Source organism: Euzebyella marina (assembly GCF_003687485.1).
GTDB classification, from domain to species: Bacteria; Bacteroidota; Bacteroidia; order Flavobacteriales; family Flavobacteriaceae; genus Euzebyella; species Euzebyella marina.
Genome location: NZ_CP032050.1, coordinates 679,627 through 705,844 on the forward strand (window position 1 = coordinate 679,627; position 26,218 = coordinate 705,844).

The window sequence follows — 26,218 nt, forward strand, 5'->3', positions numbered from 1 at the left end:
TGCCTAGCTTATCCTCAAGCTATTAGTGCCATATGATTTCAAAAGACATAGAAAATGTTGAGCTTAAGTTTTTAGGCCTGAAAGATTATCAGGAGCTAAAAATGGCCATGAAAGAGGTATATCAAAATATGCCCGATTCTTATTGGAACGAAAAACAGATCAGGTCCCTGATTAAGCTTTTTCCCGAGGGTCAGGTGGTCATTAAGGTCAACGGTCAATTGGCGGGGTGCTCCCTTTCAATTATCGTTGACTACGATAACTTCGAAGATAACCATACTTTTCAAGAAATTACGGGTCAAGAAACCTTTAGTACCCATACCGAAGATGGCGATATTCTATATGGTATCGATGTTTTTATAAAACCCGAATTTCGTGGTCTTCGATTAGGAAGACGCCTTTACGATTATCGAAAAGAGTTGTGCGAAAAACTGAACCTGAAAGGAATTGCCTTTGGGGGGCGTATACCGAATTACCATCAGTTTGCCACCAAAATGACTCCGAAAGAGTATATCGATAAGGTTCGTCGTAAAGAAATTCATGATCCGGTATTAAGCTTTCAGATCAATAACGATTTTCATCCTGCTAAAATCTTAAAAGGCTATTTGGAAGGTGATCAGGCTTCAAAAGAGTTTGCCGTTTTGATGGAGTGGGACAATATCTATTACGAAAAGCCCACGAAAAAGGCGGCCACTAAGAAAAAAGTAGTTCGCCTAGGCCTCATTCAATGGCAAATGCGACCCTATGATGGTCTAGAAGACCTTTTGCAGCAAGCCGAGTTCTTTATTGATTCGGTGTCGGGTTATCGATCCGATTTTGCCCTTTTTCCCGAATTTTTCAATGCTCCTTTGATGGCAGAGAACAATCATCTGTCTGAACCGGAAGCAATTCGAGAACTTGCCAAGCATACCGATGCCATAGTGCAGAAGTTCTCCGAGTATTCGATATCCTACAACATCAATATCATTACGGGCAGTATGCCCGAAATCAAAGAAGACCGGCTTTACAATGTTGGTTATTTGTGCAAAAGGGATGGTTCTATCGAACGTTACGAAAAGCTGCATGTTACCCCCGACGAATCAAAAGTTTGGGGTATGCAAGGGGGCAGTCGTTTAAAGACTTTCGATACCGATTGTGGTAAAATAGGTATTCTTATATGCTATGATGTCGAGTTCCCGGAATTAGGAAGACTTTTGGCCGATGAGGGAATGGATATTCTTTTTGTTCCTTTTTTGACCGATACGCAAAACGGATTTTCAAGGGTAAGAAACTGTGCGCAATCGAGAGCGATTGAGAACGAATGTTATGTAGCAATTGCCGGGAGTGTGGGTAATTTGCCAAAGGTTCATAATATGGATATTCAGTTTGCGCAAAGTATGGTGTTCACGCCGTGCGACTTCTCCTTTCCTACTAACGGAATCAAGGCAGAAGCGACACCTAACGCAGAAATGATATTGATTGCCGATGTAGATATCGACCTTTTAAGGGAGCTTAACCAATTCGGGGCGGTAAGAAATTTGAAGGATAGAAGAACTGACATATTTAAACTCACAAAAAAGAGAAATTGACAGACTTAAAAATTATTGGAAGCGAAGAATGGTGCGTATTTGAATCTTTGGGCATACCGGCCATCAAGGCTAGGGTAGACTCAGGGGCCAAAACGTCATCGATTCAAGCGACGAATATAAAAGTAGTGAACCGAGGTGCCCAAGAATGGGTGAAGTTTGAGGTGAATCCGCTTCAAGAGAATCGAAGTATCACCATACCGTGCGAGGCCAAACTGGTCGATCGTCGTATGGTCAAAAGTTCATCAGGAATTTCGGAAGAACGCTTGGTGGTCAAAACTTCTGTCGTCATGGGTGACGAAAAGTTCGATATCGAACTGACCTTGGCCAATCGCGATACCATGGAGTTTCGAATGCTATTGGGCCGAGAAGCGATTATTGACCGTTTTGTGGTCAACCCGGCGGTCAGCTTTCAAGTGCAGTCTTTCTCCGAAGAGGAAATTAACCAAAAGTATGCACCGTATTATAAGGAAAAGAGCGGACTTAAAATTGCATTGCTGGCCAGCAATCCGCAATTGTATAGCAACAAACGTATTATTGAGGCGGCAGAGGCGAGAGGGCATGAGATTGTTTTTTTGAATGTCGAGCTTGCCTATATGAAGTTAGACGCCCATTCCCCGGAAATCCGCTATCGTGGGGGTAATATTTTAAAAGAGTTTGATGCCGTTATACCAAGAATAAAGCCGTCCGTTACTTTTTACGGTTGTGCTTTAATCCGTCAATTCAATAACCTTGGGGTTTATTGTCAGAATTCGGCCGAGGCTATCTCTCAATCTAGAGATAAACTCTTCGCATCGCAATTGTTCTCAAAAAATGACATTCATATACCGATAACAGGCTTTGCCAAGTCTCCGATGGATACCAAAGATCTGATAAAAATGGTAAACGGTGCGCCGTTGATTATAAAACTGTTGGAAAGCACACAAGGTAAAGGGGTGGTACTTGCCGAAACCAATAAGGCAGCAGAGAGTGTAATCAATGCCTTTAAAAGCGTGAATACCAATATCTTGGTGCAAGAATTTATCAAAGAGGCCAATGGGCAAGATATACGCTGCTTTGTCATCAATGGAAAGGTAGTGGCGTCTATGCAACGACAGGCCGAAAAAGGTGAATTCAGAGCCAATATTCACCAAGGGGGCAAGGCATCCATAATAAAGATTACTTCTGAGGAACGTAAATTGGCCCAGAAGGCGGCTAAGGTACTTAACTTGGCGGTTGCCGGTGTTGACATCATACGTTCCAACAAAGGTCCGTTATTGCTGGAAGTGAACTCTTCCCCAGGTCTTGAGGGAATTGAAAATGCAACAGGTAAAGATTTGGCCAATGCCATGATTATGGCCATTGAGCGCAAGTTACGATTTCATAAGTAGCGGCTAATTATTTCTAGCCAAGCTTTTCTAGCATTTCAGAAGTAGTTCTTTCTAGGTCGAATTCTGGCTGCCAGCCCCATTCGGTTTGGGCAGATGAATCATCGATACTGCTTGGCCAAGTGTCGGCTATCGCTTGCCTAAAGTCAGGTTCATAGCTAATTTCAAATTCTGGAATGTGAGACTTTATGCTATCTGCAATTTGGGCGGGGGTAAAGCTCATGGCAGAAAGGTTATATGCAGAACGTACTTTTATATCTTCCGCCGGAGCATCCATCAATTCCAAGGTGGCCCTAATGGCATCATCCATAAACATCATGGGCAACTCGGTATCTTCCCGAAGAAAACAGGTATATTTTTTCTCTGAAAGCGCCTTATGATATATTTCTACGGCATAATCGGTCGTTCCGCCACCTGGCATGGTTTTCCAGCTTATGAGTCCAGGGTATCTAATACTGCGAACATCTACATGAAACTTGTTATGGTAGTAGTTGCACCACCGTTCACCGGACTGCTTGCTTATGCCATAAACTGTAGACGGCTCCATAATGGTACTTTGCGGAGTTAAAGTATCGGGTGTATTCGCTCCAAAAACCGCTATGCTTGACGGCCAAAAAACTTTGTCGATCTTCTTTTCTTTCGCCAAGTTCAAAACATTGAACAAAGAATTCATGTTAAGGTTCCAGGCACGCATAGGAAATTTTTCTGCCGTTGCGCTCAACATGGCCGCCATGAGATACACCTCACTGATTTCGTAATAGGCAACCACTTCTTCCAAAGCGTCATAATCGGTAGCGTCAAGAATTTCGAACGGACCGGATTCCATAAGGCTCTCGTTTCCTTCGCGTATGTCACTGGCAATCACTTTGTCGTTGCCATATCTTTGACGAAGCGTCAAGGTCAATTCGGTTCCTATCTGGCCACAAGCGCCAATAATGAGTATGTATTTTTGCATTAAATGGAAGTTAAAATGGGGTTTGGCGCAAATATAACTGTTTGCAAAATTTGTACATTCGCCATATGAAAAGAATGTTCTTTTTTGCTTTCGTTGCTTTCTCCCTTTTTTCATGTAAAAATGAAAACAACAATGAGGAAACTTCAAGTGCCTCAAGCTACGAACTTAATGTTGAAAGTTGGCCTAAGAAATTGGTCATCAATCAAACGGCTTTAGATATTTTACAGGATTGGACAGCCTATCAAGCCTTAGAGACCGCTTTTGATGCGCTTTATAAAGTTGAGAATAAAGAAGATTTGGCACTCACCATTGACGACCTGATTGAAAAGCAAAAGGAATTGGTCGCATCGGAATACCCTGAAAAATTTGATATTCCGCAGATTAAGAGCAGACAAAAGGTTTTCAGAACCTATATTCTAAAGATTAAAGGTGATCTTTACTATTATCAAAACCCTGAAGAGTCGATAATGCAAATGTTTGAGGCATATAATGCATTTCGCAATCAGTTCAACGTGGTAGTCAACAATACGTTGGATACCAATTTGATATTGGAATAAAAAAAACGGCACTCTGTAAATAAAGCGCCGTCTATCAAATTCTTTGTAAGAAACTATTCTTTTTTCTCTTCTGCGGCTGCCGCAGGAGGGTTCTTTCTAGACTCTAAAGCCTGTTTGCTCAAACTGGCAAGATTGAAATTAGGATCTAAGGCCAATGCTTGGTCTATCAGAGCAATCGCACCATCGATATCATCTTTGTTCTTGTTATACTGAGTAAGTGCCTTTAGATGTAGAAATGCAGCTTTTAAGGGCACTTCGTATGGTTGTTGTCTCTCGTAAAAGGCATATTTCATATCATCTTTAGCATTCGCTACGCCATATTCGATATTTGATATAGCCCCGTCGTTATCTCCCGTTTGTATTTTAAGATCGGCAATTTCGTACGCGAGATAAGGATTTTCGTTTCTTTTGAAAAGCTCTTCAAAATGTTCTAAAGCTCTTTTAGGTTGATTGAGGGCTTTTAATGAAATCGCTTTCACCTGAACCGCCATATCAGAATCGTTTTCCTCTTTTTCAATACCAATGGTATTCAAGGCTTGCATGTGCTGATTGTTGTTGGCATAAACATACGCCAAGGTATCTCTACGCTCTTTAGAGGGTGCAAGTACATTCAAGTGGGTAAGGGCATTGATGACACCTGTAACGTCACCCTGTAACCTCATTTCTTGGTAAAATTCTTCGTAGTGCTTTTGAAGTTCACTTTTTGTTTGTGCCTGGGCGGTAAAGCCGAACCCAAGAAGCACCAAAAAGGCCATTTTTCTCATGAAATCGTGTTTAGTGATTGAAAATCTTCTGGTTTTGGTGGGCAAAAATACTAATATTATTGCTATCGTTCTGTTAATAAGACAATAATAGAAATGGGTAAATGTAAAAAGGATGCCAAAAGACATCCTTTTTAAAAATGTTAGTCTGGGTAATGCGTTATTGAAGCGCCATTCTTTTTTCGTTACCTTGGTAGGCCCTGAGCAAAGTGGCATAGAAGGCAATGCTTTTAGGATCTTTTTCCAGGCACGATTTCATAAAATCATACAAGTTTCTAAACCAGAGATTGGTGTGAAGGGTAGGTAAAGTAAGGTTGATCTTTTTCGGGTCGTAATCGCCATCGTTCATCACAATGGCCAGTTCTACTCTTCTTCTATGGTAATCTATTGAAACTTCTGCTGCGTTATAATGTTTTTTTAAAAGGTCTTTATGTAAGTTTTCTAATTTCTGGGGAACTTTTTGCTTGGGTACTTCACGGGCGAGTAAATTTTCCATCTCCATCAAAATACGCCCGCGTAATTTTGAATTTTCCATGGCAAATAGTTTTTATTTACCTCAAAGTTAGACCTTAATCGATGAAATGCAGCCTATCTTAACAACTATCGCCCAACTTTGTTGTGAACCTGCCCTTTAGTGTTGTGAAAACAAACTATAACGTTGTAGTGAATTCGAATCCTTTAACAGTTATTAAATTATAGGATATAATTGTTTTACCTTCCTCTTTTTTAGAAGGTTCATAATCAGGTTTTTGCAAGTTTCTTCTTTCAGCTTCTCCCGTGTAGTAGTCTTCCTTAGATGGGTGATAGGGGTAAACCGCATTGAAAATCATATTCCACCAACCTTGCTGTAAGATTTCTTCAATAACTCTGATGCAATCGGTAAGATGAATAAGATTAATGGGATGATGCCCATTCTTTAAATTCTTTCTTTTCGAAAGCATGGTAACGGGATGCCTATTTGGGCCTATTAACCCCCCGAAACGAATAACGGTAGTCTCATAATTTTTTTCTACCCTAAAAATATTTTCAGAAAGTAACAATTGCTTACCTGATTCGGTGCTGGGAAGGGTAGGGGTCTCCTCGGTAACATCGCCAGAAGCGTCCCCATAAACAGAAGTGCTGCTGACAAAAATGACCTTAGGTATTTTTGCTTCTAAAATAGCGGTATTTAAAAACGACATTTTAACTACATAATTCTCTCGTGAACCCCCTCGTAATTTCGGGGGTACGTTGATGATAACTACAGCTGCGTTATTTAATAGCGTTTCAATGTTTCCGTCAATGCCTTCTTCTGAAAGTGTTATTAGAAAAGGAGAAATACCGTTTTCTCTTAATTGGGATAGTTTTTCTACAGAGGTAGTGCTACCTGCTACTTGATAGCCCTTTTTGAGTAGAGACTTTGCTAAGGGCAATCCGAGCCATCCGCATCCTATAAGGGCAATTTTGTTATTCATAACTAACGGTGGTAATATTTATAATGGCATCATTTACAACAAAGGGCATTGGCATTTGGTGTTCAGGTCTTTCTTCGATATTTAATTCTTGATTAGTTAATAGGTCGTTAGAAGACTCAAAAAATGTCAATTTTGGCTTTTGATTTTTGGCCATGCTCAATTGCAGTTCTGTATACTCATCGGGGGTTAAATAATGGGTAAAAAGCCTACCGGAAGAGTTTTTGGGTAAATCGTATGTAGATAGTTCTTGTCCGTTAACATTGGCGGTCAGCAAATCGGCTCCATCTAAATACACATCCAATCGGTTCACAACGCGCTGCGGGGTCAAACATACTTCAATGATTCTTTTTTCGCCAATTATCGTGTCTTTTAAAGTTTCAATTTTAGGTTTTTCCAGATTTATTTTTGGGGCCTCCGATACCTGTTGAAAGGCTGTGCCATATTTACTGGACAGTATTTTAGATTTCAACCTCAGGGGCATACTGTCTTGATTGATGAAATAATCCTCGTTCCATTCGGTCAAAACGTTATCATAGCTTCCCCAATATGCTTTTTTTGAATCATTATCCGATACATAAACCAAGCTGCTGGGTCTTTTTCTGTCCTCATCAAACCCCGAATCAATATGGGCGACTATCAGACAAATGAAAAATCCTGTGAAAAACACTTTCGACCATCCTTTAGAAAATCGATAAGAAGCCAAAACAGGTGAAATCAGAAAAAATGTCAACGTAAGCATAAGTGTCGATGCTACTAGCATTTTTAACCCTAGACCTACCGCAAAACCTTTGATAAATGGGGTGTAAAGCCAAAGGGCAGGTAGCGCTAAAAACAGCAACAAAAGGGTATGTGGGTCTTTCTGATTGATTAGCGTTAGCCACATGGCCAGTAAGCAGAAAACCGGAACTATAAAGAAGCTTGCTCCTGGCAAATAAATCGCGACAAGGGTACAGATAACAAGCCATAGCACCAGAGGTGCCACTAACAGATTACGTATACCAATTTCATGATAACGGTGGTAGACGAACATGCAAATGGCGAGAGAAAATAGGGCGAAGGCCAATATGTAGAGGTAGCCATTATATGTAAAACCATGCAAGATGTCGTTATAAGACGGGTATACCCACTTTAAAAAAGGCCATGCGAAATAGCCTACTAAACCATTCAATAAAAGTGTCACTAATAGGGGTATGAAACCTAAGAGCGATTTTTTTAAACTAAGCGATTTCTTCTGTATTCCACGGATCAATAGGGCAACGAAGAATAGTATGGCTATAAAAAGCAAAGGCATGATCCAATCAAAAGGGTAGGTAACCACATGAAAAAAGGGCATGTTGAAATACACATGGTCATTTAAACTTTTCAACTGATTGAGATTGGCTTGGCTAAAATGTTCCAATAACGGCATCAGATAACTACCTTGGTGCGCTAAACTTGTTCGGTCTAATCTTTCAAAAGAATCTTGAGCTGTGTGATAATCGAAATGGTCATCAATAAAAGCGAAATTAAAACCATCGATATCAAGATTCTCTCGAAATACCGTAAGGTCTGTATCGTTGGGCAACATTTTGTAAATGCTGTAATAAAGTGAGTTGGCCATGGGATGCTCGGGACGAGCAGCTATAAATTCGGAAATCAGGTTTTGGTTTCCCCTGTTCGTTTCAATAAACGTATAGCTGGGCCCACCACTACCGCGTGCTTCAAAGTTTAACACTAAACCGATATTCTTGGCCCAAGGGTGTTGGTTGGCAAACAGTTCTGCACCATTGAGCCCGAGTTCTTCAGAATCGGTAAAGAGAATAATAATATCATTGGTTGGTCGAATTTTTTTGGATAAAAACGCCCTAACTCCCTCTAAAATAGTTGCCACTCCACTGGCCGCGTCGCTGGCACCAAGAGACGAATGCGGATTACTGTCATAATGGCTCAAGACTAAAAGTGACTTACCTTGTTCGGTACCCTCGATTTTAGCTATGATGTTAGTCGGTTTACTAAGGTTGTTGCCTTTGCCCAAAGCATAGCCGGTTTGTGTAACGGGCGAAAGCCCCATTTTATTCAACTGGTCAAAAACATACATTTTTGCAGATTGGTGAGCCGGAAAACCTAGCGCATGAGGTTCTTTAGACAATTGCTGAACATGTGCCAGCGCCCTGTCTACCGAAAACTCATTTAGGGTCGATTCTGTATCGGGATCATAACTTGGGGTCGATGTGTAGAACCCCCAATAAATGGCTGCGGCCATTAAAATTATAATGATATAGGAAGGAGTTTTTTTCATGGGGGCGATTGCTGAAATAAAAATATAAATTTCCCCAAATAATGAAGACAAATATTATAGCCGATGCTTAAAAAGATTGATTGTTTTTTAAGGGGTTTGTTGCGAATTCAACAGTCAACAAGCTGAAAAATAGCAGAATGTATTGTTTTTTTAAGTATCTTTAGTAATTAACCTTCTGCAATACCTTGCAGAATTAAACCAAATCGTTATGGGAATTAAGAGTTTTATGGGCCCTAGGGCCAAGGCTGTAGCAAAGAAGGAGTACGATGCCCCTATTTTGGTGTCGGACTATATGACCCAGAACCTGATTACGTTCAGAACGGATCAGTCGATTCTAGAGGTTATGGAATTATTTACCAAACACAATATCTCTGGGGGGCCTGTTTTGGATGACAATGGGTTTTTGGTAGGAATCATATCGGAAGCGGATTGTATGAAGCAGATTTCTGAAAGTAGATATTTCAATCAACCGATTTTAGATAAGAGTGTCGAGAAATTTATGACCAAGGAAGTTGAAACGATACCGCACGACATTTCTATTTTTGATGCTGCCGGTATTTTCGATAAGCACAACCGTAGAAGGCTACCCGTTATGCGAGACGGCATACTTGTAGGCCAGATTAGTAGAAAGGATATTGTAGTTGCTGCGCTGAAATTGAACGGCCACAACTGGAAGTAACTCTTTTATCTGAATTATATGAATTTGAAAAGCACCCTGAGGTGCTTTTTTCATTTAGGAGGCTTTTGCGTCATTCGCGCTTAACAATCATGATGAAATCGTTGTCTAGAGGTAGATACCCTAAGTCGTATACAAAATAGTAAACGGTGCCTTTTTTGGTCGTGTAGATACTAGTTATATGCTCGAAATCGAAGCCTTTATCAGTCAGTTTGGTTTTTGGGGTAGTCGTCTTACCATCCTTCAGCGAAAAGCTTTCCAAAATTCGGTAGTTTTTTCGTAGTCTGTTATTTGTGTTTCGAATAAGATTGTTGGTGTCTTTGTTAAGTTTGTTATGATATGCGTTTCGACAGTAATCGGAACAGAACTTTTTGTCTGTTCTGCCAATAATTTCCCGACCGCACTCCTCACACTTTTTCTTCAAACTACAAAGGCTTAAAATTAAACTGAACTTCTTCGCTTCCGCCTTCTTCATTTCCTATGGCCGCGTAGATGTTCACTTCTTTATCACTTATTTTCTCAAAAGTAAAACCTTCAAAATACACCCTGTTCTTCTCAAGTTTTAACAATCGAAATTGCTGAACCTCGTCTTTCGTTTCCCATCCTTTTAAATCAGAATTGAAATGTTTGAGTTCGTATATCAAAGTTCCATCAACTTCTCTAATGTGGCCTAGTTCGTAGAAAGAAACGGTGCCATCAACGATTAACCGAAAAGAGAACATCATCGAACCGCCCAAAGGGGGAGCCCAAATTTCTTCTGTAACACCTCCAAAAGCGGTGCCCCGCCAATGGCCTGCCATCCATTCTATAGAATTTAATGATGCTTTTGGCGAACTGGCATTATCGGGCATAGTGAGGGTGTTTTGCCCAAGAGCAGCATATGATATTAAAAGCGTAATGAAAAGAAGGTGGCGCATAGAAGTTATATACACACCAATATACAAAATATCATAATCAGTAAGTCTTAAGAAGAAAGGGCCCTAAACAATAGTAATCTCGTATTTGTGCAGCAGGCCCTTTATTTCGTTTAGAGAAAACTTGGCTTTTTTTAGTTTGTTTCTTTCGGGGTCGATTGAGTAGTTCTTCGCGCTTGTAAAGTCAGATTTTTCCAAATCTGTATTGTTGAATACTGCATTTAGCATATTACAATTTTGAAAGCTGACTTCTTTTAATTGGGCGGATGAAAAGTCAGTGCTAGTGAGATTACAGTTTAAGAATTTCTGTTTGTTCAGAGTCATCTCATAAAACGAAGAATAGCTGAGGTCACATCCCGAAAAGAGGAATTCGATTAGAAACGTATTACAGGTCTCGAACCTAAGCCCCATCATTTTGCAGAGATTAAAATCTACTTCTTTAAACGTGGTGTTGACAATATTGGCATTGCTCAAATTGCATTCAACAAATTGACACTCCATGAAATTTTGGTTGTCTAGAAAGCCACGAGAAAAATTACAGCCTTCGAACCTACAGTTCTCATATTCGCCTTGAGGTAGCCTTGTTACGCTAAAATCCTGTCCTTTAAAAGTTTTATCGGCAATAAACGGTTTTTGCATGTTTCGTTCAATAGATTGATGAGCCAATAAATTTAAAGAATCTAGTGAAACATAGGTTTCGTTTGTCAACCGAAGTATCGACTATAGCTGGTTAAGCCAAGATGATTAACTTCAAAAATAATCCGTCTTATTGATGATTAGAGTCGGCCGATAGAGAAATTGACCAGCTCTAATGAAATCATCGTTTATAGTCAAAAGAAATATAATCGGCATGACCGATGTTATTCAGTGGCTTATCAGTGTTTTTATAAACTAAGTAAATATTAGCCTTTTCAGATTGGGTCAAAATAGGTATATCAAAATAGGACGTTTTCTCCGGTCCGAAATAATCTATTTTTTGCGTTCCGATTATGGGGCCGTCGATAGCTCCTTCGTGAATTTCGAGAAGACCTTTGAACTCATAGTCTGAATTAAAGAAGGTGGCATATTTGAGAGTTTTAAGATTTTTCAAGATGATATTATCAAATCTCAAAAAGCTTTTGTCGACCATACCGCCGACTACCCTTGAATAATTGGTTCTCCAGCTATTGATTCCTTCACTTATTTCGTTGGCCTCTTCGGCTTGTATTTTTTGGCTATTGAAAACGAATTGCTCGGTGGCCGTCAATTCTGATTCAGGCTGGTCTGGGTTGCCCTTATCGCGGTAAGAGGCCATTAATATATAGCTTCCTTCTCCCGGGGAACCTTCATGTTGGTCGAACGTCAAAGTACCCTCTAATGGTAAGTATTTTTGTTCTGACTCATCACTGGGCTTCAACGATAAAATATAATCGACGATTTTTGTAACCTCTTCTACATTCAGTTGCGGGTGGGCCGACATGGATCCTTCTCCCCATACGCCACCACCGCCTTTGATGATTTTTGAGACCAGATAACCAGTATCTTCCGCATTGTATTTTTTGGCAACCTCCAAATAGCTAGGGCCATTCACTTTCTCGTCAATGGCATGACAGGCTTTGCAATCGGAGTTGTCTATTATTTTTCTTCCTTCAGGAACTATGTTTCTTTGGTGGCCAATAGTAGCCTTTACCATGTCTTTTCCTTCGGGTATATAATCAAAAGTAACTTTTACATCTTTTGAATCTAGGGTGCCTTCTTCAGTGCTCCCATCTTGTCTGTCCTTGACCAGAATACGGTAGTTGACTTTTTTGTTCGTCCAATAAATAGAATCATTGTTCTCGATTTCCATAATCAATTCAGGAGGGTCGTTGCCCACCATGATCTTCGAATTGGCTATTGAAGTATTGCCTTTTTCATCGGTCACTTTTAATTTGACATCATAAATGCCCTCTTTTTCAAAAGTGTGTACGGGGTTCTTTTCGTTGGATTGTGAATTGCTTCCTTCAAAAAACCATTCGTAAGATAGAGGGTCATTGTCATAATCTAGCGAAGAATCTGCTGAGAAATTAATGGTTAAAGGAGCGGCCCCTACCGATTTGTCGTGAACGAATTTGGCGATCGGGGCTCTATTTCCTGGCAGGTAGCTGATGCTACTGAGCCTTGCATCCAGATTTTGGGCGTTCCATTTTTGGCCATATTCGAGAACGTACATTTTACCATCCGAGCCAAAAATCATATCCATAGGATGCGAAAATTCAGTATTTGGCATAAACGCGTCTGCCTTTACATAATCTTGGTTTTCGTCTAGGGTAATGACATAGATCCAGTCGCGCATCCACTCGTATAAGAATAATTTGTTCTCAAAGTATTCGGAAGGAAAGGCGTTTTCAGCATCTGGGTAGTCACTAGCATGATAGACAGGTCCGGCCATTGGGTTGATGCCGCCAGCGCCCATCCAAGGAAACTCTTCAGATCTATAATAGGTCATCGGAATCATTGAGGGTTGCGCCGGGGGCAATTCTTGTAGGCCTGTATTGTGGCGAGAGTCGTTGATGATATTTTCTGGGTCGAATTTCGGGCCCGAGGTGTTGCTCTCAAAATCGTAATCATTGTAAGGTTCGTTGTAGCCACGCGTATATGGCCAGCCCCAGAAACCGGCTTTGCGTGCTTGGTCGTATTCGCCCATGCCGCTGGGCCCCCTGTCTGGATCGGCTTTTCCGGCGTCAGGCCCGATGTCGCCCCAATATAGATAGCCTGTTTTGCTATCGATTGAAGGACGAAAGGGGTTTCTATTACCCATTATGTAGATTTCGGGTCTAGTTTTTTCAGTGCCTTCTGGAAATAGGTTTCCTTCGGGGATGGAGTACGAGCCATCATCCTCAGGTTTTATTCTTAGTATTTTACCGCGCAGGTCATTGGTGTTGGAAGCGGATTTCTGAGCGTCCCATGCCTCACGACCTTCGCGCTCATCAATAGGTGCAAAACCGGAAGATTCAAACGGATTCGTATTATCCCCGACAGCGATAAATAAATTTCCGTTAGGTCCGAATTCCAACGCCCCACCACTATGACAGCATTGTCTTGACGTAGGTATTTCAAGAAGAATTTTTTCGGTACTTAGGTCTACTTTCTTATCTGAAACCATAAACCTAGAGATACGTTGCTTAGATACTTCGCCGGGGGCGGTGTAAAACAGATAAATCCAGTGGTTTTTCATATAGTTTGGGTCAACGGCAATACCTAAAAGACCATCTTCATTACCATAGAAGAGATCTAACTGGGCCATAAGTTCTGTTTTTTCCTTATCGAAATCAAAGAGTTTGACAGCGCCTCTGCGCTCAACGAAAATGATGCCCTCTCCTGGCAATTCGTCAAGTTCCATAGGTTCGTTCAAATTGAAATCGAGTATTTTTTTTGCAAAACGGTCTTCGGGCGGTACCCTTTGTGTCTTCGCCTTATCGTAATCGAGACTATTTTTTCCTACGGCATAATTGATTCCCCCGAGCAGGTGACTTAAAAATTGAGGATTTGAATAGGTCTCATCTGTATGCCCCAATTCGGTGTAGAAGGCCCTTCCTCCGTCATATTCATGAAACCAAGAAATGGGGTGTTCATCTCCATTGGTGCCCCCTTCGTAGCTGGTTTCATCGACGCTTACCAAAACCTGAATGTCCGGATTAATGTTTACAAAATTGTACCACTCGTCACTTTTCGTCCAAATCGAATCTGTGAACATGTTGGTGGCATTGTGCTCTTTGTTCTCAATTCTTAGAGTGGCTTCTTGAATTTTAGGGTGGCTGTCAAAAACAGCACCGACCAGTTTATTGTACCAAGGCCAATCATATTCGGTATCGGTTGCCGCATGTATACCGACAAAGCCGCCACCAGCTTGAATATATCGTTCAAAATCGGCTTGTTGAACATCGTTCAGTATATCTCTGGTAGTGTTTAGGAAAACGACCGCGGAATAATTTTGTAGGGAATCTTCATTAAAGTATGCCGAGTCTTCGGTGGTAGTAATCTTATAACCGTTTTCTTCTCCCAATTTCTTGAGTGCTTGTGCCCCCGTCTCTATCGAACCATGACGGAAGCCCTCCGTTTTACTAAAAACCAATAGTTCTTTTGGCTGGGGCTGGCATGCCGAAAGGGCTATGGTCAACACCAAAATAATGAAGTGACAACTCTTGAAAGAAGGTAACAAGTGAATGCTTTTGTTAAAGACTGTATGGGTACTCATGGTCGTTGGTTTTGGTAATATGGTCAGGCGCCGAAAACAGATATGGTCGACCTTTAGGTCGACCATTGCTGAACTCAACTAATCATGAAACTAACATAATTATTTTAATCTATATCCCAGAATATTTTAGCATCTAAATTATCGTCTGCGCTAACCGCACTATAATTGTCTGCATTAAATGTTCTTTCTGCCGACGGGTATATAAATCTATTCGGGGGAGTGGTTTGAGCGGAAGAATTATCGTTGACAAACTCTAGGTCTGGTAAATCTAAACGGCGTATTTCGGCCCAATTCTCGTACATCTGTACCATATTTAAATGAACCCATTTTTGTTTTGCTAGCAAACCTAGTTTTTCTTGATCGCTAGTGGCTGAATCCCAAGAGATTTCTCCTTCCAATAGATAGTTATCTATTTCGGACGGATTAAGAGCTTCAATTTCTGGTGAATCATCAAAGTTGATTGCCAAATCTCTCGCTGAATAATAAAAGTTTACAGACTCTCTTATGCCTTTCTCATAGTGTTCTTTAGCCATCGCGTCATTTGAACCCAAGTAATATTCAGCGAGATAAAAGTCAACATCGGAGGCTGAAATTAACAAGCCAGGAAAATTACGATTGTTCTTGAAAGTCCAATTATTGTAGATGCTTACAACCCCAGAGTTGACTAGAGCTGTTTGCGCACTTTCGGCCATATTGGGGTCAAGACCTAGATATTCATTTTCTTCAGCTTCGCTGCCGGGTTGAAACATGCAACGCAATCTCGGGTCAGTGTTTTCTACCATGTAATCAATCATAGCCTTACTAGCAACGTTAGAGTTCCATCCATCACCTTCTACGAAGGTACTCTGGAAATTAGCCTCTAGACCCATTCCTTCTCCCAAAGATTCTATTTGAATATTTTCCTCATTGCTATTTACAATAGGGTAGGTTGAAGGATTGCTTAAAATTTCGCCTATTTGGCTTTGTGCAATACCTGAAAATTCGCTGTTTAAAGAAGCTCTGGTCAACAACCGGAGTCTTAAAGAATTACAGTACTTTTTCCAAGTATTGATATCACCTCCATTAACAAAATCTTGAACTGTAAAGTAATCTTTTACTGCCGTTGTGAGATTGATAGTATTTAATTCTAAGGCAATAGACTGTAATTCATCTATCATCATGGTATAAAGACTTTCAGCAGAGTCAAAAGAAGCGTAAGAAGATTCGTAGTCACCTTCATTCTGACTTATTTTACCAGCCTCGGTAAAAGGTATATCTCCAAAAAGGTCTATCATTTTTTGGGTGTAATCATATAGATAGATTTTACCTGTTATGATAAAAATGCGGTATTCATTTTGTTCTTCAGGTGTCAACTGGTCGTAAATCCTCTCCATTTCACGAAACTGGAATAGAGTGGCGTAAAACCTGTTGTAAATTGGGTCGATAGGAGCATCACCAGGCGTATATCTACCAATACTATTTTCGAATCCTCGAGTTTGTGTATATACCATTAAAGTGGGCCGACCCGTTACAAAGTATGTAGAGTAAGATGGCATGATATCTTCTTTATTGCTTTGCAAGAAGCCCGCATACTGCTTTTCAACTGTTGTTTCTGCAATGGTTGAAGGGTCGGAGTAGTAATCTTTGAAATCATCATCCTGACAGGAGACCAACAAAATGGCCATGGTCAGAAAGGTTGTTACGAATATTTTTAAATTCTTCATGAATATGATTATAACGTTAAACGAAATACTTAAAATCTAGCTCTAAGTTGTAATCCAACGGTTTTGCTGGTCCAACCATTAGCACCGTTGTACCAGTTTTCTTGCCAGTCTGTTCCCACAGTTACACCTTCGCCGTCAACTTCTTTAATGCTTCTGTATAAATAGAATAGGTTTCTGCCAAACACAGATAAATTGATTGAGGATAAGCCTGTTTTTTCAACTACCTCTTTTGGTATACTATAGCCAATCGATATTTCACGCATTTTTAGGTAGTTGTTCTCTCTTACAAAAAGATCGTATCTAGTATTAGGGCTGTATGCTGGACCACCCCAGTTATAAACGGTCCAAAAATATTCTGGGTTTGAAACCACTATATCGTTAGGAGTTCCATCGGCCTTTACACCATCTAAAATGATACCGTCGTTATAGACCCTTTCTCCAGCCGGTCCTTGTGCTGCGTTGGTCTGTATCAATTGTACGTTATCGCCATCTTGAGATGGGTAATAACTTAAACCTCCTCTAGCCGAATCGCTCCAAGCTAAACTTTCTTCTGTTAAGCCACGTCCGACCATCCAATAGTATCCCTTAGGCATGATGTCTCCTCCCCAGCTATAATCTATACTGAAATCTAATGTGAAGTTTTTAATGGAGAGATTAGACCAAATACCCCCAATAAAATCAGGATTGACATTACCTGCTTTGACCCATTGATCAGCATCTACCAGATAAAGACCGTTATCGGATACAACATTGTTACCGTTCGCATCGGTTAATAATGGGTGAACCATAATATCGCCCATTGCCTCGCCGACTTGTGAAACCAATTGTACAGCGCTACCATCTTGGTCTTTATGAACCAATTTGTCTGAATCACCTGTTAGCTTTTTAACGGTATTTTTGTTTCTCGAGAAGTTAATTCCGACATTCCAATCGATATCTGACGTTCTTATGGGAGTTCCGTTCAATCCTACTTCTAGACCTTTATTCCCCAAGACACCTATATTGGCAAGAACAGACTGTGCACCAGTACTTCGAGGTAAAGTATATTGTAGAATTTGATCTCTAATTTCTGCATCATAGTATGATACATCTAAACCTAATCTGTTTTTGAACATTCTCAATTCAAGACCGAATTCAATCTCATGCTTCTCTTCAGGTCTAATTTTATCATTACCATACTGAGTGGGCAGTGTGGTATATATGGTTTCAGAACCACTAAGACCAAGTTGGGTATAGGCAATATTTGCTTGGTATAACCCAGGAGCGTTACCTACTACACCCCAAGAGCCCCTAACCTTGAACAAATCAATTGATTGAGGCAGTTCAAAAGCTTCTGATACAACAAAACTACCATTTACCGAAGGATACGTAAAGCCATTGTATTCGGCAGGTACGGTTGAAATTCTATCTTTTCTAATAGTACCTTCAAGATATAGCATGCCCTTATAATCGAGATTTAGAGTTCCGAAAACACCGTCTCTTAAATAGTTATCGCGATTGTTCCAGTTTTTTAGGTCAGCAATAGTAGGCTGCAATCTTGAGGCGCTCATATCGTACCAATTTTCAACGGTAAGACCGCCCACCGTCTGTAACTGGGTCAACCTATTGGTTCTTTCTTCGGCATTGTATCCAAGTCGAGCGAGAACTGAAAAATCATCATTAATGGCTTTGTTGTAGGTTAAAAGAAGTTCACCGTATTTTACATTGTCCTTTTTTTGACGCATTCTGAACATACCTGTAGTATTGTTGTATACCAATGGTATTTCAGTGGGGTTTTTGTCTTCTGTATATTCGGAAGTGAAATCATGTGATGCTCTTGCCCTGAAATTAAAATCTTTCAAAAAGTCATACTCTAAGGTTACAGCTGCAATAACACGGTCAGAAGCTTCTTCGTACTGATGTCTATTGATTCTCCAGTAATAGTCTAAAATATCACCTCTATACCCTGGAATGGTAAGATTTTCATTAGGCGTAAAACTCTGGGCAGAACCCAATACGTAACGATAGCCCAAACTGGTCTGATAGTGATCGGTGTACCAATCGGCATTGTCGAAACGGTTCATCATTCCGCCAAAATTGTTTACAATCCTGTCAATCTTATAAGGTCGGTTGTAAACTTTTTTGTTGTAGTAGTCTACAACAACCTGAGTTCTAAAGTTATCGGTCCAATCGATATTTGAATTCAAACTAAAAGTGTTGTTGTAATTACTAGAATTTGGAGTTACCGCCTGATTGTCCAGTCTTGTGAAAGAAAATCTAGTATTTGCCTTTTCTCCAACATGAGAAAGGCCAAAGTTAAATCGGGTGTTGTGGGCGGTTTTGAATAAACCTTCATAGCTGTTCTGAGCGGTATAAGGTCTAACATTACCATCCCAAGCAAGAATAGGTTGGCCGTCAAATCTTGGCCCATAGTTGAGGTTAGTTCCAATTACCCCTTTTGTATCAGGAGTTCCATCCCCATTAGTATCATAATATTGAAAACCATCTGCATCGACATCATCTCCCCAAGCCGAAACAAACCAAGGATATCCTGGGCCTCTTTCGTTTTGCCATTTAGGCATATACGCAACATTATCGAAGCTGTAGACTGAATTGAATTCTCCACTCCATCCTTTGCCTTTACCCTTTTTAGTAGTAATCAGTAATACCCCGTTAACAGCTTCCGAACCGTAGAGGGCAGCTGCTGAGGCTCCTTTCAAGATTGAAATGTTTTCTATATCTTCTGGGTTAATGTCTAATAGACCATTTCCTTCTACACGTTGGTTGCTCCAATAATCGGCGTTAGAAACATCTTGGTTTCTGATTGGAACACCGTCTTTTATTATTAATGGTTGATTGCTTCCGTTAATAGAGTTTAAACCTCTAATATTAATATTTACAGCACTAGTGTTTCCACCAGGAGTGGCCGCTATCTGTACACCAGGGGCTTTACCATAAAGAGCGGTAGCAAAATTGGTAGGGGCCGCGTCTACTAATGCATCAGCCTCTACAGTGGCAACGGCATAACCCAGTGCTTTTTTCGCACGAGTAATACCTAGACCGGTAACAACAACTTCTTCTAGTTCACTAGCATTTTCCGCTAAAACTACATTGATTGTGGTTTGCCCGTTCACGGAAACTCTTTTTGTGGCATACCCCATATATGATATTTCCAAAATGGGATTATCTCCTGTAATGGTAATGGAATAGTTCCCATCAAAATCGGTCGATACTCCATTGGAGGTGCCAACTTCTACTACGGTAGCTCCGGGAAGCGGAAAACCGGTTTCGTCACTAACCGTGCCCGTAATAGTTTCTTGAGTGCTTAATATATCAGTGGTTACGAGCACACTTGAAAAAGCTGAAGACCTATTTAAAGTGATAATCATCAAGAACAGTAGAAGGACTGTCTTAAAGTCAAATTTGGGAATTATCCCTTCGGAAATCCCCAATTTCTGTCGTTTTTGCATAATTGCTGAGAGTGTTAGTTAAACTTAGTTTTGAGTTTGTTAGTTACTGTTCTAATTCTTTGAAGGTTATATCAGAATTACAAATTGATGCCTACACCTATTTTTAATTAAGATTTAACAATTTGCTAAACTTTGGGCTCAAAATTATATGGCCTATATGTTAATATCTACTAAAAATTATGCTTATAAATGTATTTTTTTTGCCGTATTGATGTAAAATTGCTTTTTTTGAATGTAATTGTATCTAAATGTGTTAAATCTATGTTTAGAAAACCCTAACTGATGAAATTACATTTAATAGACAGAGCAAGCGCTCAGCATAGCTCTTTTACTGTAAGTAGACATCATTATGCGCATTTTTTGAAAATTTGGCACCATCACCCCGAATTGGAGTTAGTGGCTATTAAAAAAAGCACCGGCACCCGTTTTATAGGTGATAGTATCGAAAAGTTCGAAGAGGGTGAAGTAGTACTTATAGGTAAGCATCTGCCTCATATGTGGTTGAACGATGATAGTTATTTTGAAGATGGTTCGCAGAAAGTGGCCGAGGCGCTGGCGGTTCATTTTACCCAAGATTTTTTGGGACAGGGGTGGTTGTCAAAACCTGAAATGCAGTCGATATCCAAACTTTTCGACTTGGCCGAACAGGGTGTGAAATTTATTGGCTTACCCCCTAGAACTATCGATGAGATAGAAGGTTTATTGGACCTGAACGGTTTTGATAAAGCGCTTGGGTTCCTCAAGATTCTCAATAGACTGTCCAGACATCCTTCGTATAGGCTGCTTTCGAGTTCCGGATTCGTGAACTCTTTTCGAAAGTCCGATAATGAGAATCTTGATCGTATTTATGAATATATCTTCAAGAATTTTAATACACCCATACATTCTAAAGATGTGGCTGAAGTAGCCCACATGAACGCCTCTGCTTTTAGCCGTTTTTTTAAACGCGTTCACAGAAAGACCTTTACCCGCTACTTGAATGAAATTAGGGTAGGTTATGCTTGCAAGCTTCTTATGGAGAACAAAAATTCGGTTTCTTCAGTTTGCTACGAATCTGGGTTTAATAACATCTCAAATTTTAACCGTCAATTCAAGTCCATTGTTGGCATGTCTCCCAGTGATTATGTTAGATTGCATACTTGAATTATGGTTTTTACAAATTTTGGGCAAAAAAAGTATTGTCAAAGGTCATTTTTGAGGTAGTTTTCACCGCGTTCAAGAATTAGATTTGTTTACTAATTTTTCTTTTTAATGAACGAGAATGTGATTATCACAGGAATAGAGGTAAAAGATGTACGCTTTCCGACGAGCAAATCTTTAGATGGTTCCGATGCGATGAACCCAGACCCCGACTATTCCGCCGCATATGTAATTTTGAAATCCAATCACACTCAAGGTTTAGAGGGTCACGGACTCACATTTACAATTGGCAGGGGAAATGAGCTTTGCGTGGCTGCCATTCAGTCGTTGGCTCCTTTGGTAGTTGGTAAAAGCCTAAAATCCTTTACGGATAAAATGTCCGGTTTCTATAAAATGATAACCGGAGATAGCCAGTTACGTTGGCTTGGTCCCGAGAAGGGCGTGATTCATTTGGCCACGGGCGCTTTGGTAAATGCCGTTTGGGACCTGTATGCGAAAACTGAAGGGAAGCCTTTATGGAAGTTGTTGGCAGACATGTCTCCTGAAGAACTGGTTGACTGTATCGATTTTACTTACATTACTGACGCCATTACTCCTTCAGAAGCACTGGAAATACTTAAAAAGCAAGAATCTACTAAGCAAAAAAGAACTGATGATTTGCTTAAAAAAGGATACCCCGCTTACACTACTTCAGCCGGTTGGTTAGGCTACTCCGATGAGAAAATGCGAAAGTTATGTCGCGAAGCCAAGGCCAAAGGTTTCGACCATATAAAAATCAAAGTCGGTTCAGACCTTAATGATGATATGAGGCGTGCCGGTATCATTCGGGAAGAAATAGGTCCCGATTTAAGGTTGATGATGGATGCCAATCAAAAGTGGGATGTTGATGAAGCAATAGCAAACATGGCCGAGTTGGCTAAATACAATCCGTATTGGATTGAAGAGCCTACCAGCCCTGATGACGTATTGGGCCATGCAAAAATTGCAGAGGCAGTGGCGCCCATAAAAGTCGCTACCGGAGAGCATTGCCAGAACCGTGTTGTATTCAAGCAACTGATGCAAGCCAATGCAATCGGAATCTGTCAAATTGATAGTTGCAGGGTCGGTGGAGTGAACGAAATACTGGCTATTTTATTGATGGCTGCCAAATTTAACGTACCGGTTTGCCCCCATGCAGGTGGTGTTGGGCTTTGTGAATATGTTCAACATCTCTCTATGATTGACTATATTGCAATCAGTGGTTCAATGGAGAATCGCATTATTGAATACGTTGATCATTTGCACGAACATTTTCATGATCCGGTCATAATTAAGAACGGTGCCTATCAGGCACCGCAACTTCCAGGTTTTAGTATTACGATGAAAGATGAGTCTATTCGAGACCATCTTTTTCCTAACGGACCGGTATGGCAAGAAATAAATAAAGCAGTTTAGTGTGCGTGTTTAATGTTTTCATCATTTACACAACTTAAAACTATAGTAAGAAAATGAAACTACTACGTTACGGAATCGCAGGGGAAGAAACACCAGGCGTTCAGCTTGAAGACGGAACTAAAATTGATGTTTCTGCCTTTGGCGAAGATTTCAATGAAGATTTTTTTGGTGATGGCGGTATCGAAAGACTCGAAAATTGGTTGAAAATCAATCAGGAAAAATGCGAAAAGATAGCTGATGATGTTCGGTTAGGACCTCCTTTGACCAGACCTTCAAAATTGGTTTGTGTAGGCCTGAACTACGCCAAGCATGCGGCTGAAGGGGGTATGGCGGTGCCTAAAGAACCCGTGTTGTTCTTTAAAGCGACCTCTGCCATTGTAGGCCCCAATGATGATGTTATCATTCCGAAAGGAAGCAAAAAAACTGATTGGGAAGTTGAGCTTGCCATAGTTATCGGTAAGAAAGCATCGTATGTTTCTGAAGAAAATGCTTTTGACCATATAGCCGGTTATGTTCTTCATAATGACTATAGCGAACGTGCTTTTCAAATAGAGAAAGAAGGGCAGTGGTGCAAGGGAAAAGGGTGCGATACTTTTGCTCCTCTCGGCCCTTTCATTGCTACTAAAGATGAAATAGAGAATCCTAATAACCTGAACCTGTGGTTAAAGCTAAATGGTGAAAAAATACAGGACAGTTCTACCTCCGATTTTATTTTCAATGTTCAGCAAGTGGTAAGTTATATCAGTCAGTTTATGACCTTGCTTCCCGGTGATGTGATTTCTACGGGAACCCCTTCGGGTGTCGGTTTAGGCTTTAAGCCACCTAAGTACTTGAAGCCGGGTGACGTGGTAGAATTGGGTATTGAAGGCTTAGGAAAGTCTCAGCAGACGGCAAAAGCCTATAAAGAATAACAAATTGAGTATATGAGATTGATTGCCCCCCTAGCATTAGGCATATTTTTTCTGGTGCAGTTATCAGCGGCCCAAGCTATTTATGAAGACGAGAGATATGTGCCCGAAACCGACCAGTTGGTATTGGATAAACTGGATAAATGGCAAGACATAAAATTCGGACTTTTAATGCACTGGGGGCCCTATTCTCAATGGGGGGTGGTAGAATCGTGGTCTATTTGTCCTGAAGAATACGGTTGGTGTGAACGTAAGAAGGGCTCTAATCCTCAAAACTATAACGCCTATAAACAGGAATATGAAGGTTTACAGACTACTTTCAATCCGGTGGAATTTAACCCTGAAAAATGGGCCAAAGCGGCCAAAAATGCCGGGATGAAGTATGTGGTGTTTACAACAAAACATCATGATGGTTTCTCAATGTTCGATACCGAGTACACCGATTATAAGATAACCGACGCTAAAACGCCTTTTAGCTCGAACCCTAAGGCAAATATTACAAAAGAGATTTTTGATGCTTTTAGAAGTGAGGGGCTTTGGGCAGGCGCCTATTTTTCAAAACCTGATTGGCATGTTGATTCATATTGGGATCCCTATTACCCGCCTAGAGACCGTAATGTAAATTATAGTCCAGAAGAAAACCCTGAGAAATGGCAAGAGTTTACCGATTTTACGCATAATCAAATTCTAGAATTGCTTACCGACTACGGTAAAGTAGATATTCTTTGGCTGGATGGTGGCTGGGTGGCGAAAACCCCTAAATCTGAAATTACAAGTTGGTATGATGCCCAGTTAAAGGACAATGAAAGCGGTTACCTCAAGAACCGAATTGTCAATCAAGATATAAAAATGGACGAGCTGGTCGATAAGGCCAGAGAAAAGCAACCAGGTTTGATAGTGGTCGACAGGGCCGTTCATGGTAAAAATCAAAATTATCTTACACCTGAAAACCGGGTGCCCGAAAAGCCATTGCCTTACCCATGGGAATCATGCATCATAGCTGGTGGCGGATGGTCGTATTCACCAAATGCCAAATACATGAGTGGGCGAGAGGCAGTTCATACCTTGGTCGATATTGTGGCAAAAGGGGGCAATCTCTTACTGAACATCGCCCCAAGCCCTAAGGGTGAATGGGATGAAGGCGCGTATCGCCTGCTTGAAGAGATAGGCGCATGGATGAAAGTGAACGACGAGGCCATTTATGGCACCGAAGCCATGGCACCCTATAAGTATGAGAATATTTGCGTAACCTCTAAACCATCAGGGGAGGTCTACCTTATTTATATGGTCGATAAAGACCAAAAAGAAGTTCCCTCTGAAATCTATTTTGAAGGTTTAGCTCCTAAAGGAGGTAAGGCTCAGCTTTTAGGCTCAAAAAAGAGGTTGAAATGGAAAAAGAAGGAGAAAGGAATCTCGATTGAAATTCCTGAGGAAGTAAAAGCGGAGCTATTAAAAACAGAAGCTTTCACCATTAAGTTCGGATAAGGGCATGAGATGTAAAAATACATGTCAGGTATTATTAGCGATTATGGTGCTCTTTGCTTGTAGAAGTGCTTATGGTCAGGATTCCATAGCCGATAAAAGCACAAAAATGCAGTGGTTCAAAGATGCCAAACTAGGGGTCTTTATTCATTGGGGGCTTTATTCCGTAAACGGTATCGATGAGTCTTGGTCATTCTATAATGGGTATATTTCCCATAATAACTATGTGAAGCAAACGAAGGGCTTTACGGCAAAGAATTACCATCCTGAAAAGTGGGTCGAACTGATTAAGAATTCGGGAGCTAAATACACGGTCATAACTTCAAAACACCATGAGGGTTTTGCGCTCTGGAACAGTAAATACGGCAACTTTAATTCGGTTGAAAGTGCTGCAGCCAAAAAAGATGTATTGACACTTTTCGTTGAAGAAGTTCGAAAAGAAGGGTTGAAACTGGGTATCTATTATTCATTGCCAGATTGGTCATACCCAGATTATACTCATTTTACACGTGACTCGGTAAGGTATAAGGCGAACGATGAGCCCAAAAGATGGAACAAGTTCTTAAACCTATATCAAGGTCAGTTAAAAGAGTTGTCAGATAACTATAACCCCGACCTTTATTGGTTTGATGGTGATTGGGAGCATAGCTCGGAAGAATGGCAAGTGCCAAAGGTGAAATCAATGCTTCAAGAAAGAAACCCTAACGCCATTATCAATTCGCGTTTAAAGGAAGATGGTGATTATGATACTCCCGAACAGGGCATGCCAATTACAAGGCCTACCAACCCGTATTGGGAGCTGTGCATGACCATGAACAATTCATGGGGCTATCAGAAGAATGACCATGATTATAAGACTGCCGATCAAATTATCGGCATTTTTACCGATGTCATCTCCAATGGAGGAAACTTGCTTTTAGATATAGGCCCTAAAGGTGATGGTACTATTCCCCAAGAACAAGTTGAAATCTTAGAGGGACTAGGTAGGTGGACGAACAAGCATAAAGAGGCCATTTACGAAACGGTTGCAGGCATACCGAAAGAGCATTTCTATGGGGCCACCACATTGTCAAAAGATAGAAGAACTTTATACCTTTTCGTCAAGAGCAACGCAAACGGTGAAATCGTTCTAAGAGGTCTCAAAAACAATATCAATCGCATCTATGTGGTAGGCGAAGGAACCAAACTTAGCCATCAAGAAGTTGGTAAGGTGTACTGGAGCCACTATCCCGGTATAAAATACATTAAGCTTCCCGAGCATGTTTTAGACCAAAATATGACTGTATTGGCAGTGATGCTAGATGGTGAAGTAGACCTGTATAGAGAAAAAGGGTCGGTAATAGAAAGCAATTAACTCTAACC

General features: G+C 40.6%; 20 protein-coding genes. 9 read left to right on the forward strand and 11 right to left on the reverse strand.

Features of this window, described 5'->3' with window-relative positions:
- Nucleotides 1–32 precede the first annotated feature (32 nt).
- Together D1013_RS02790 and rimK are read left to right on the forward strand one after the other, a co-directional pair.
- On the forward strand, nt 33–1,565 hold the full coding sequence (locus D1013_RS02790) for a bifunctional GNAT family N-acetyltransferase/carbon-nitrogen hydrolase family protein (RefSeq protein ID WP_121847435.1): 1,533 nt from the start codon (nt 33–35) through the stop codon (nt 1,563–1,565).
- Nucleotides 1,562–2,932 carry a 30S ribosomal protein S6--L-glutamate ligase gene (gene rimK / locus D1013_RS02795; RefSeq protein WP_121847436.1) on the forward strand — a complete coding sequence of 457 codons (1,371 nt, stop codon included), beginning with the start codon at nt 1,562–1,564 and terminating at the stop codon, nt 2,930–2,932. The genes D1013_RS02790 and rimK overlap by 4 nt, the downstream gene beginning before the upstream one ends.
- Before the next feature lie 13 nt (nt 2,933–2,945).
- Here the strand turns inward: rimK and D1013_RS02800 are convergent, their stop codons facing one another.
- On the reverse strand, nt 2,946–3,884 hold the full coding sequence (locus D1013_RS02800) for an NAD-dependent epimerase/dehydratase family protein (RefSeq protein ID WP_121847437.1): 939 nt from the start codon (nt 3,882–3,884) through the stop codon (nt 2,946–2,948).
- Between the two features lie 65 nt (nt 3,885–3,949).
- Between D1013_RS02800 and D1013_RS02805 the strand changes: the two genes are divergently transcribed.
- Nucleotides 3,950–4,441, forward strand: a complete 492-nt coding sequence (locus tag D1013_RS02805; RefSeq protein ID WP_121847438.1) for a hypothetical protein — start codon at nt 3,950–3,952, stop codon at nt 4,439–4,441.
- A gap of 53 nt (nt 4,442–4,494) precedes the next feature.
- Here the strand turns inward: D1013_RS02805 and D1013_RS02810 are convergent, their stop codons facing one another.
- The 4 genes from D1013_RS02810 to D1013_RS02825 form a co-directional block, all read right to left on the reverse strand.
- Entirely contained in the window at nt 4,495–5,205 is a 711-nt protein-coding gene (locus D1013_RS02810; RefSeq protein ID WP_121850572.1) for a hypothetical protein, read from the reverse strand.
- Between the two features lie 157 nt (nt 5,206–5,362).
- A complete protein-coding gene (locus D1013_RS02815; protein ID WP_121847439.1) occupies nt 5,363–5,737 on the reverse strand; it encodes a hypothetical protein in 375 nt (124 codons plus the stop codon).
- Nucleotides 5,738–5,852: 115 nt separating this feature from the next.
- Nucleotides 5,853–6,656: an SDR family oxidoreductase gene (locus D1013_RS02820; RefSeq protein ID WP_121847440.1), complete on the reverse strand. Its 804-nt coding sequence runs from the start codon at nt 6,654–6,656 to the stop codon at nt 5,853–5,855.
- Complete coding sequence (locus tag D1013_RS02825; RefSeq protein WP_121847441.1) at nt 6,649–8,934, reverse strand: M28 family peptidase; 2,286 nt, start codon at nt 8,932–8,934, stop codon at nt 6,649–6,651. Before D1013_RS02825 ends, D1013_RS02820 begins: the two co-directional genes overlap by 8 nt.
- Nucleotides 8,935–9,142: 208 nt before the next feature.
- On the opposite strand from D1013_RS02825, the gene D1013_RS02830 reads away from it, so the two are divergent.
- Entirely contained in the window at nt 9,143–9,613 is a 471-nt protein-coding gene (locus D1013_RS02830) for a CBS domain-containing protein (protein WP_121847442.1), read from the forward strand.
- A gap of 70 nt (nt 9,614–9,683) precedes the next feature.
- Here the strand turns inward: D1013_RS02830 and D1013_RS02835 are convergent, their stop codons facing one another.
- From D1013_RS02835 to D1013_RS02860, 6 genes are all read right to left on the reverse strand, one after another.
- Nucleotides 9,684–10,034, reverse strand: coding sequence for a hypothetical protein (locus tag D1013_RS02835; RefSeq protein ID WP_121847443.1), 351 nt, complete (start codon nt 10,032–10,034; stop codon nt 9,684–9,686).
- Between the two features lies 1 nt (nt 10,035).
- A complete protein-coding gene (locus D1013_RS02840) occupies nt 10,036–10,527 on the reverse strand; it encodes a DUF6265 family protein (protein WP_121847444.1) in 492 nt (163 codons plus the stop codon).
- A gap of 63 nt (nt 10,528–10,590) precedes the next feature.
- Complete coding sequence (locus D1013_RS02845) at nt 10,591–11,163, reverse strand: pentapeptide repeat-containing protein (RefSeq protein ID WP_121847445.1); 573 nt, start codon at nt 11,161–11,163, stop codon at nt 10,591–10,593.
- Between the two features lie 178 nt (nt 11,164–11,341).
- On the reverse strand, nt 11,342–14,740 hold the full coding sequence (locus tag D1013_RS02850) for a ThuA domain-containing protein (RefSeq protein ID WP_162987789.1): 3,399 nt from the start codon (nt 14,738–14,740) through the stop codon (nt 11,342–11,344).
- A 104-nt stretch (nt 14,741–14,844) separates the two neighbouring features.
- Nucleotides 14,845–16,443 (reverse strand): SusD/RagB family nutrient-binding outer membrane lipoprotein, encoded by a 1,599-nt coding sequence (locus D1013_RS02855; RefSeq protein WP_121847447.1) that lies wholly within the window; start codon nt 16,441–16,443, stop codon nt 14,845–14,847.
- A gap of 29 nt (nt 16,444–16,472) precedes the next feature.
- Nucleotides 16,473–19,892: a SusC/RagA family TonB-linked outer membrane protein gene (locus D1013_RS02860; RefSeq protein ID WP_121847448.1), complete on the reverse strand. Its 3,420-nt coding sequence runs from the start codon at nt 19,890–19,892 to the stop codon at nt 16,473–16,475.
- Between the two features lie 282 nt (nt 19,893–20,174).
- Between D1013_RS02860 and D1013_RS02865 the strand changes: the two genes are divergently transcribed.
- The 5 genes from D1013_RS02865 to D1013_RS02885 all read left to right on the forward strand — a co-directional run bounded on the left by D1013_RS02865 (nt 20,175) and on the right by D1013_RS02885 (nt 26,210).
- Nucleotides 20,175–21,035 carry an AraC family transcriptional regulator gene (locus D1013_RS02865; protein ID WP_121847449.1) on the forward strand — a complete coding sequence of 287 codons (861 nt, stop codon included), beginning with the start codon at nt 20,175–20,177 and terminating at the stop codon, nt 21,033–21,035.
- Between the two features lie 108 nt (nt 21,036–21,143).
- Nucleotides 21,144–22,466 (forward strand): L-fuconate dehydratase, encoded by a 1,323-nt coding sequence (locus D1013_RS02870; protein WP_121847450.1) that lies wholly within the window; start codon nt 21,144–21,146, stop codon nt 22,464–22,466.
- 53 nt (nt 22,467–22,519) lie between these two features.
- Nucleotides 22,520–23,377, forward strand: a complete 858-nt coding sequence (locus tag D1013_RS02875) for a fumarylacetoacetate hydrolase family protein (protein ID WP_121847451.1) — start codon at nt 22,520–22,522, stop codon at nt 23,375–23,377.
- Nucleotides 23,378–23,389: 12 nt separating this feature from the next.
- Nucleotides 23,390–24,859: an alpha-L-fucosidase gene (locus tag D1013_RS02880; RefSeq protein ID WP_121847452.1), complete on the forward strand. Its 1,470-nt coding sequence runs from the start codon at nt 23,390–23,392 to the stop codon at nt 24,857–24,859.
- Nucleotides 24,860–24,863: 4 nt separating this feature from the next.
- Nucleotides 24,864–26,210, forward strand: coding sequence for an alpha-L-fucosidase (locus tag D1013_RS02885; RefSeq protein ID WP_121847453.1), 1,347 nt, complete (start codon nt 24,864–24,866; stop codon nt 26,208–26,210).
- Nucleotides 26,211–26,218: the final 8 nt, after the last annotated feature.

Excerpts from the sequence above, each read along its gene's own strand:
- D1013_RS02865 (WP_121847449.1), top strand. The coding sequence starts at position 20,175 with ATGAAATTACATTTAATAGACAGAGCAAGCGCTCAGCATAGCTCTTTT.
- D1013_RS02790 (WP_121847435.1), top strand. The coding sequence starts at position 33 with ATGATTTCAAAAGACATAGAAAATGTTGAGCTTAAGTTTTTAGGCCTG.
- D1013_RS02830 (WP_121847442.1), top strand. The coding sequence starts at position 9,143 with ATGGGAATTAAGAGTTTTATGGGCCCTAGGGCCAAGGCTGTAGCAAAG.
- D1013_RS02810 (WP_121850572.1), bottom strand. The coding sequence starts at position 5,205 with ATGAGAAAAATGGCCTTTTTGGTGCTTCTTGGGTTCGGCTTTACCGCC.
- D1013_RS02855 (WP_121847447.1), bottom strand. The coding sequence starts at position 16,443 with ATGAAGAATTTAAAAATATTCGTAACAACCTTTCTGACCATGGCCATT.
- D1013_RS02850 (WP_162987789.1), bottom strand. The coding sequence starts at position 14,740 with ATGAGTACCCATACAGTCTTTAACAAAAGCATTCACTTGTTACCTTCT.
- D1013_RS02825 (WP_121847441.1), bottom strand. The coding sequence starts at position 8,934 with ATGAAAAAAACTCCTTCCTATATCATTATAATTTTAATGGCCGCAGCC.
- D1013_RS02820 (WP_121847440.1), bottom strand. The coding sequence starts at position 6,656 with ATGAATAACAAAATTGCCCTTATAGGATGCGGATGGCTCGGATTGCCC.
- D1013_RS02845 (WP_121847445.1), bottom strand. The coding sequence starts at position 11,163 with ATGCAAAAACCGTTTATTGCCGATAAAACTTTTAAAGGACAGGATTTT.
- D1013_RS02840 (WP_121847444.1), bottom strand. The coding sequence starts at position 10,527 with ATGCGCCACCTTCTTTTCATTACGCTTTTAATATCATATGCTGCTCTT.
- D1013_RS02885 (WP_121847453.1), top strand. The coding sequence starts at position 24,864 with ATGAGATGTAAAAATACATGTCAGGTATTATTAGCGATTATGGTGCTC.
- D1013_RS02870 (WP_121847450.1), top strand. The coding sequence starts at position 21,144 with ATGAACGAGAATGTGATTATCACAGGAATAGAGGTAAAAGATGTACGC.
- D1013_RS02815 (WP_121847439.1), bottom strand. The coding sequence starts at position 5,737 with ATGGAAAATTCAAAATTACGCGGGCGTATTTTGATGGAGATGGAAAAT.
- D1013_RS02875 (WP_121847451.1), top strand. The coding sequence starts at position 22,520 with ATGAAACTACTACGTTACGGAATCGCAGGGGAAGAAACACCAGGCGTT.
- D1013_RS02805 (WP_121847438.1), top strand. The coding sequence starts at position 3,950 with ATGAAAAGAATGTTCTTTTTTGCTTTCGTTGCTTTCTCCCTTTTTTCA.
- D1013_RS02880 (WP_121847452.1), top strand. The coding sequence starts at position 23,390 with ATGAGATTGATTGCCCCCCTAGCATTAGGCATATTTTTTCTGGTGCAG.
- D1013_RS02800 (WP_121847437.1), bottom strand. The coding sequence starts at position 3,884 with ATGCAAAAATACATACTCATTATTGGCGCTTGTGGCCAGATAGGAACC.
- D1013_RS02860 (WP_121847448.1), bottom strand. The coding sequence starts at position 19,892 with ATGCAAAAACGACAGAAATTGGGGATTTCCGAAGGGATAATTCCCAAA.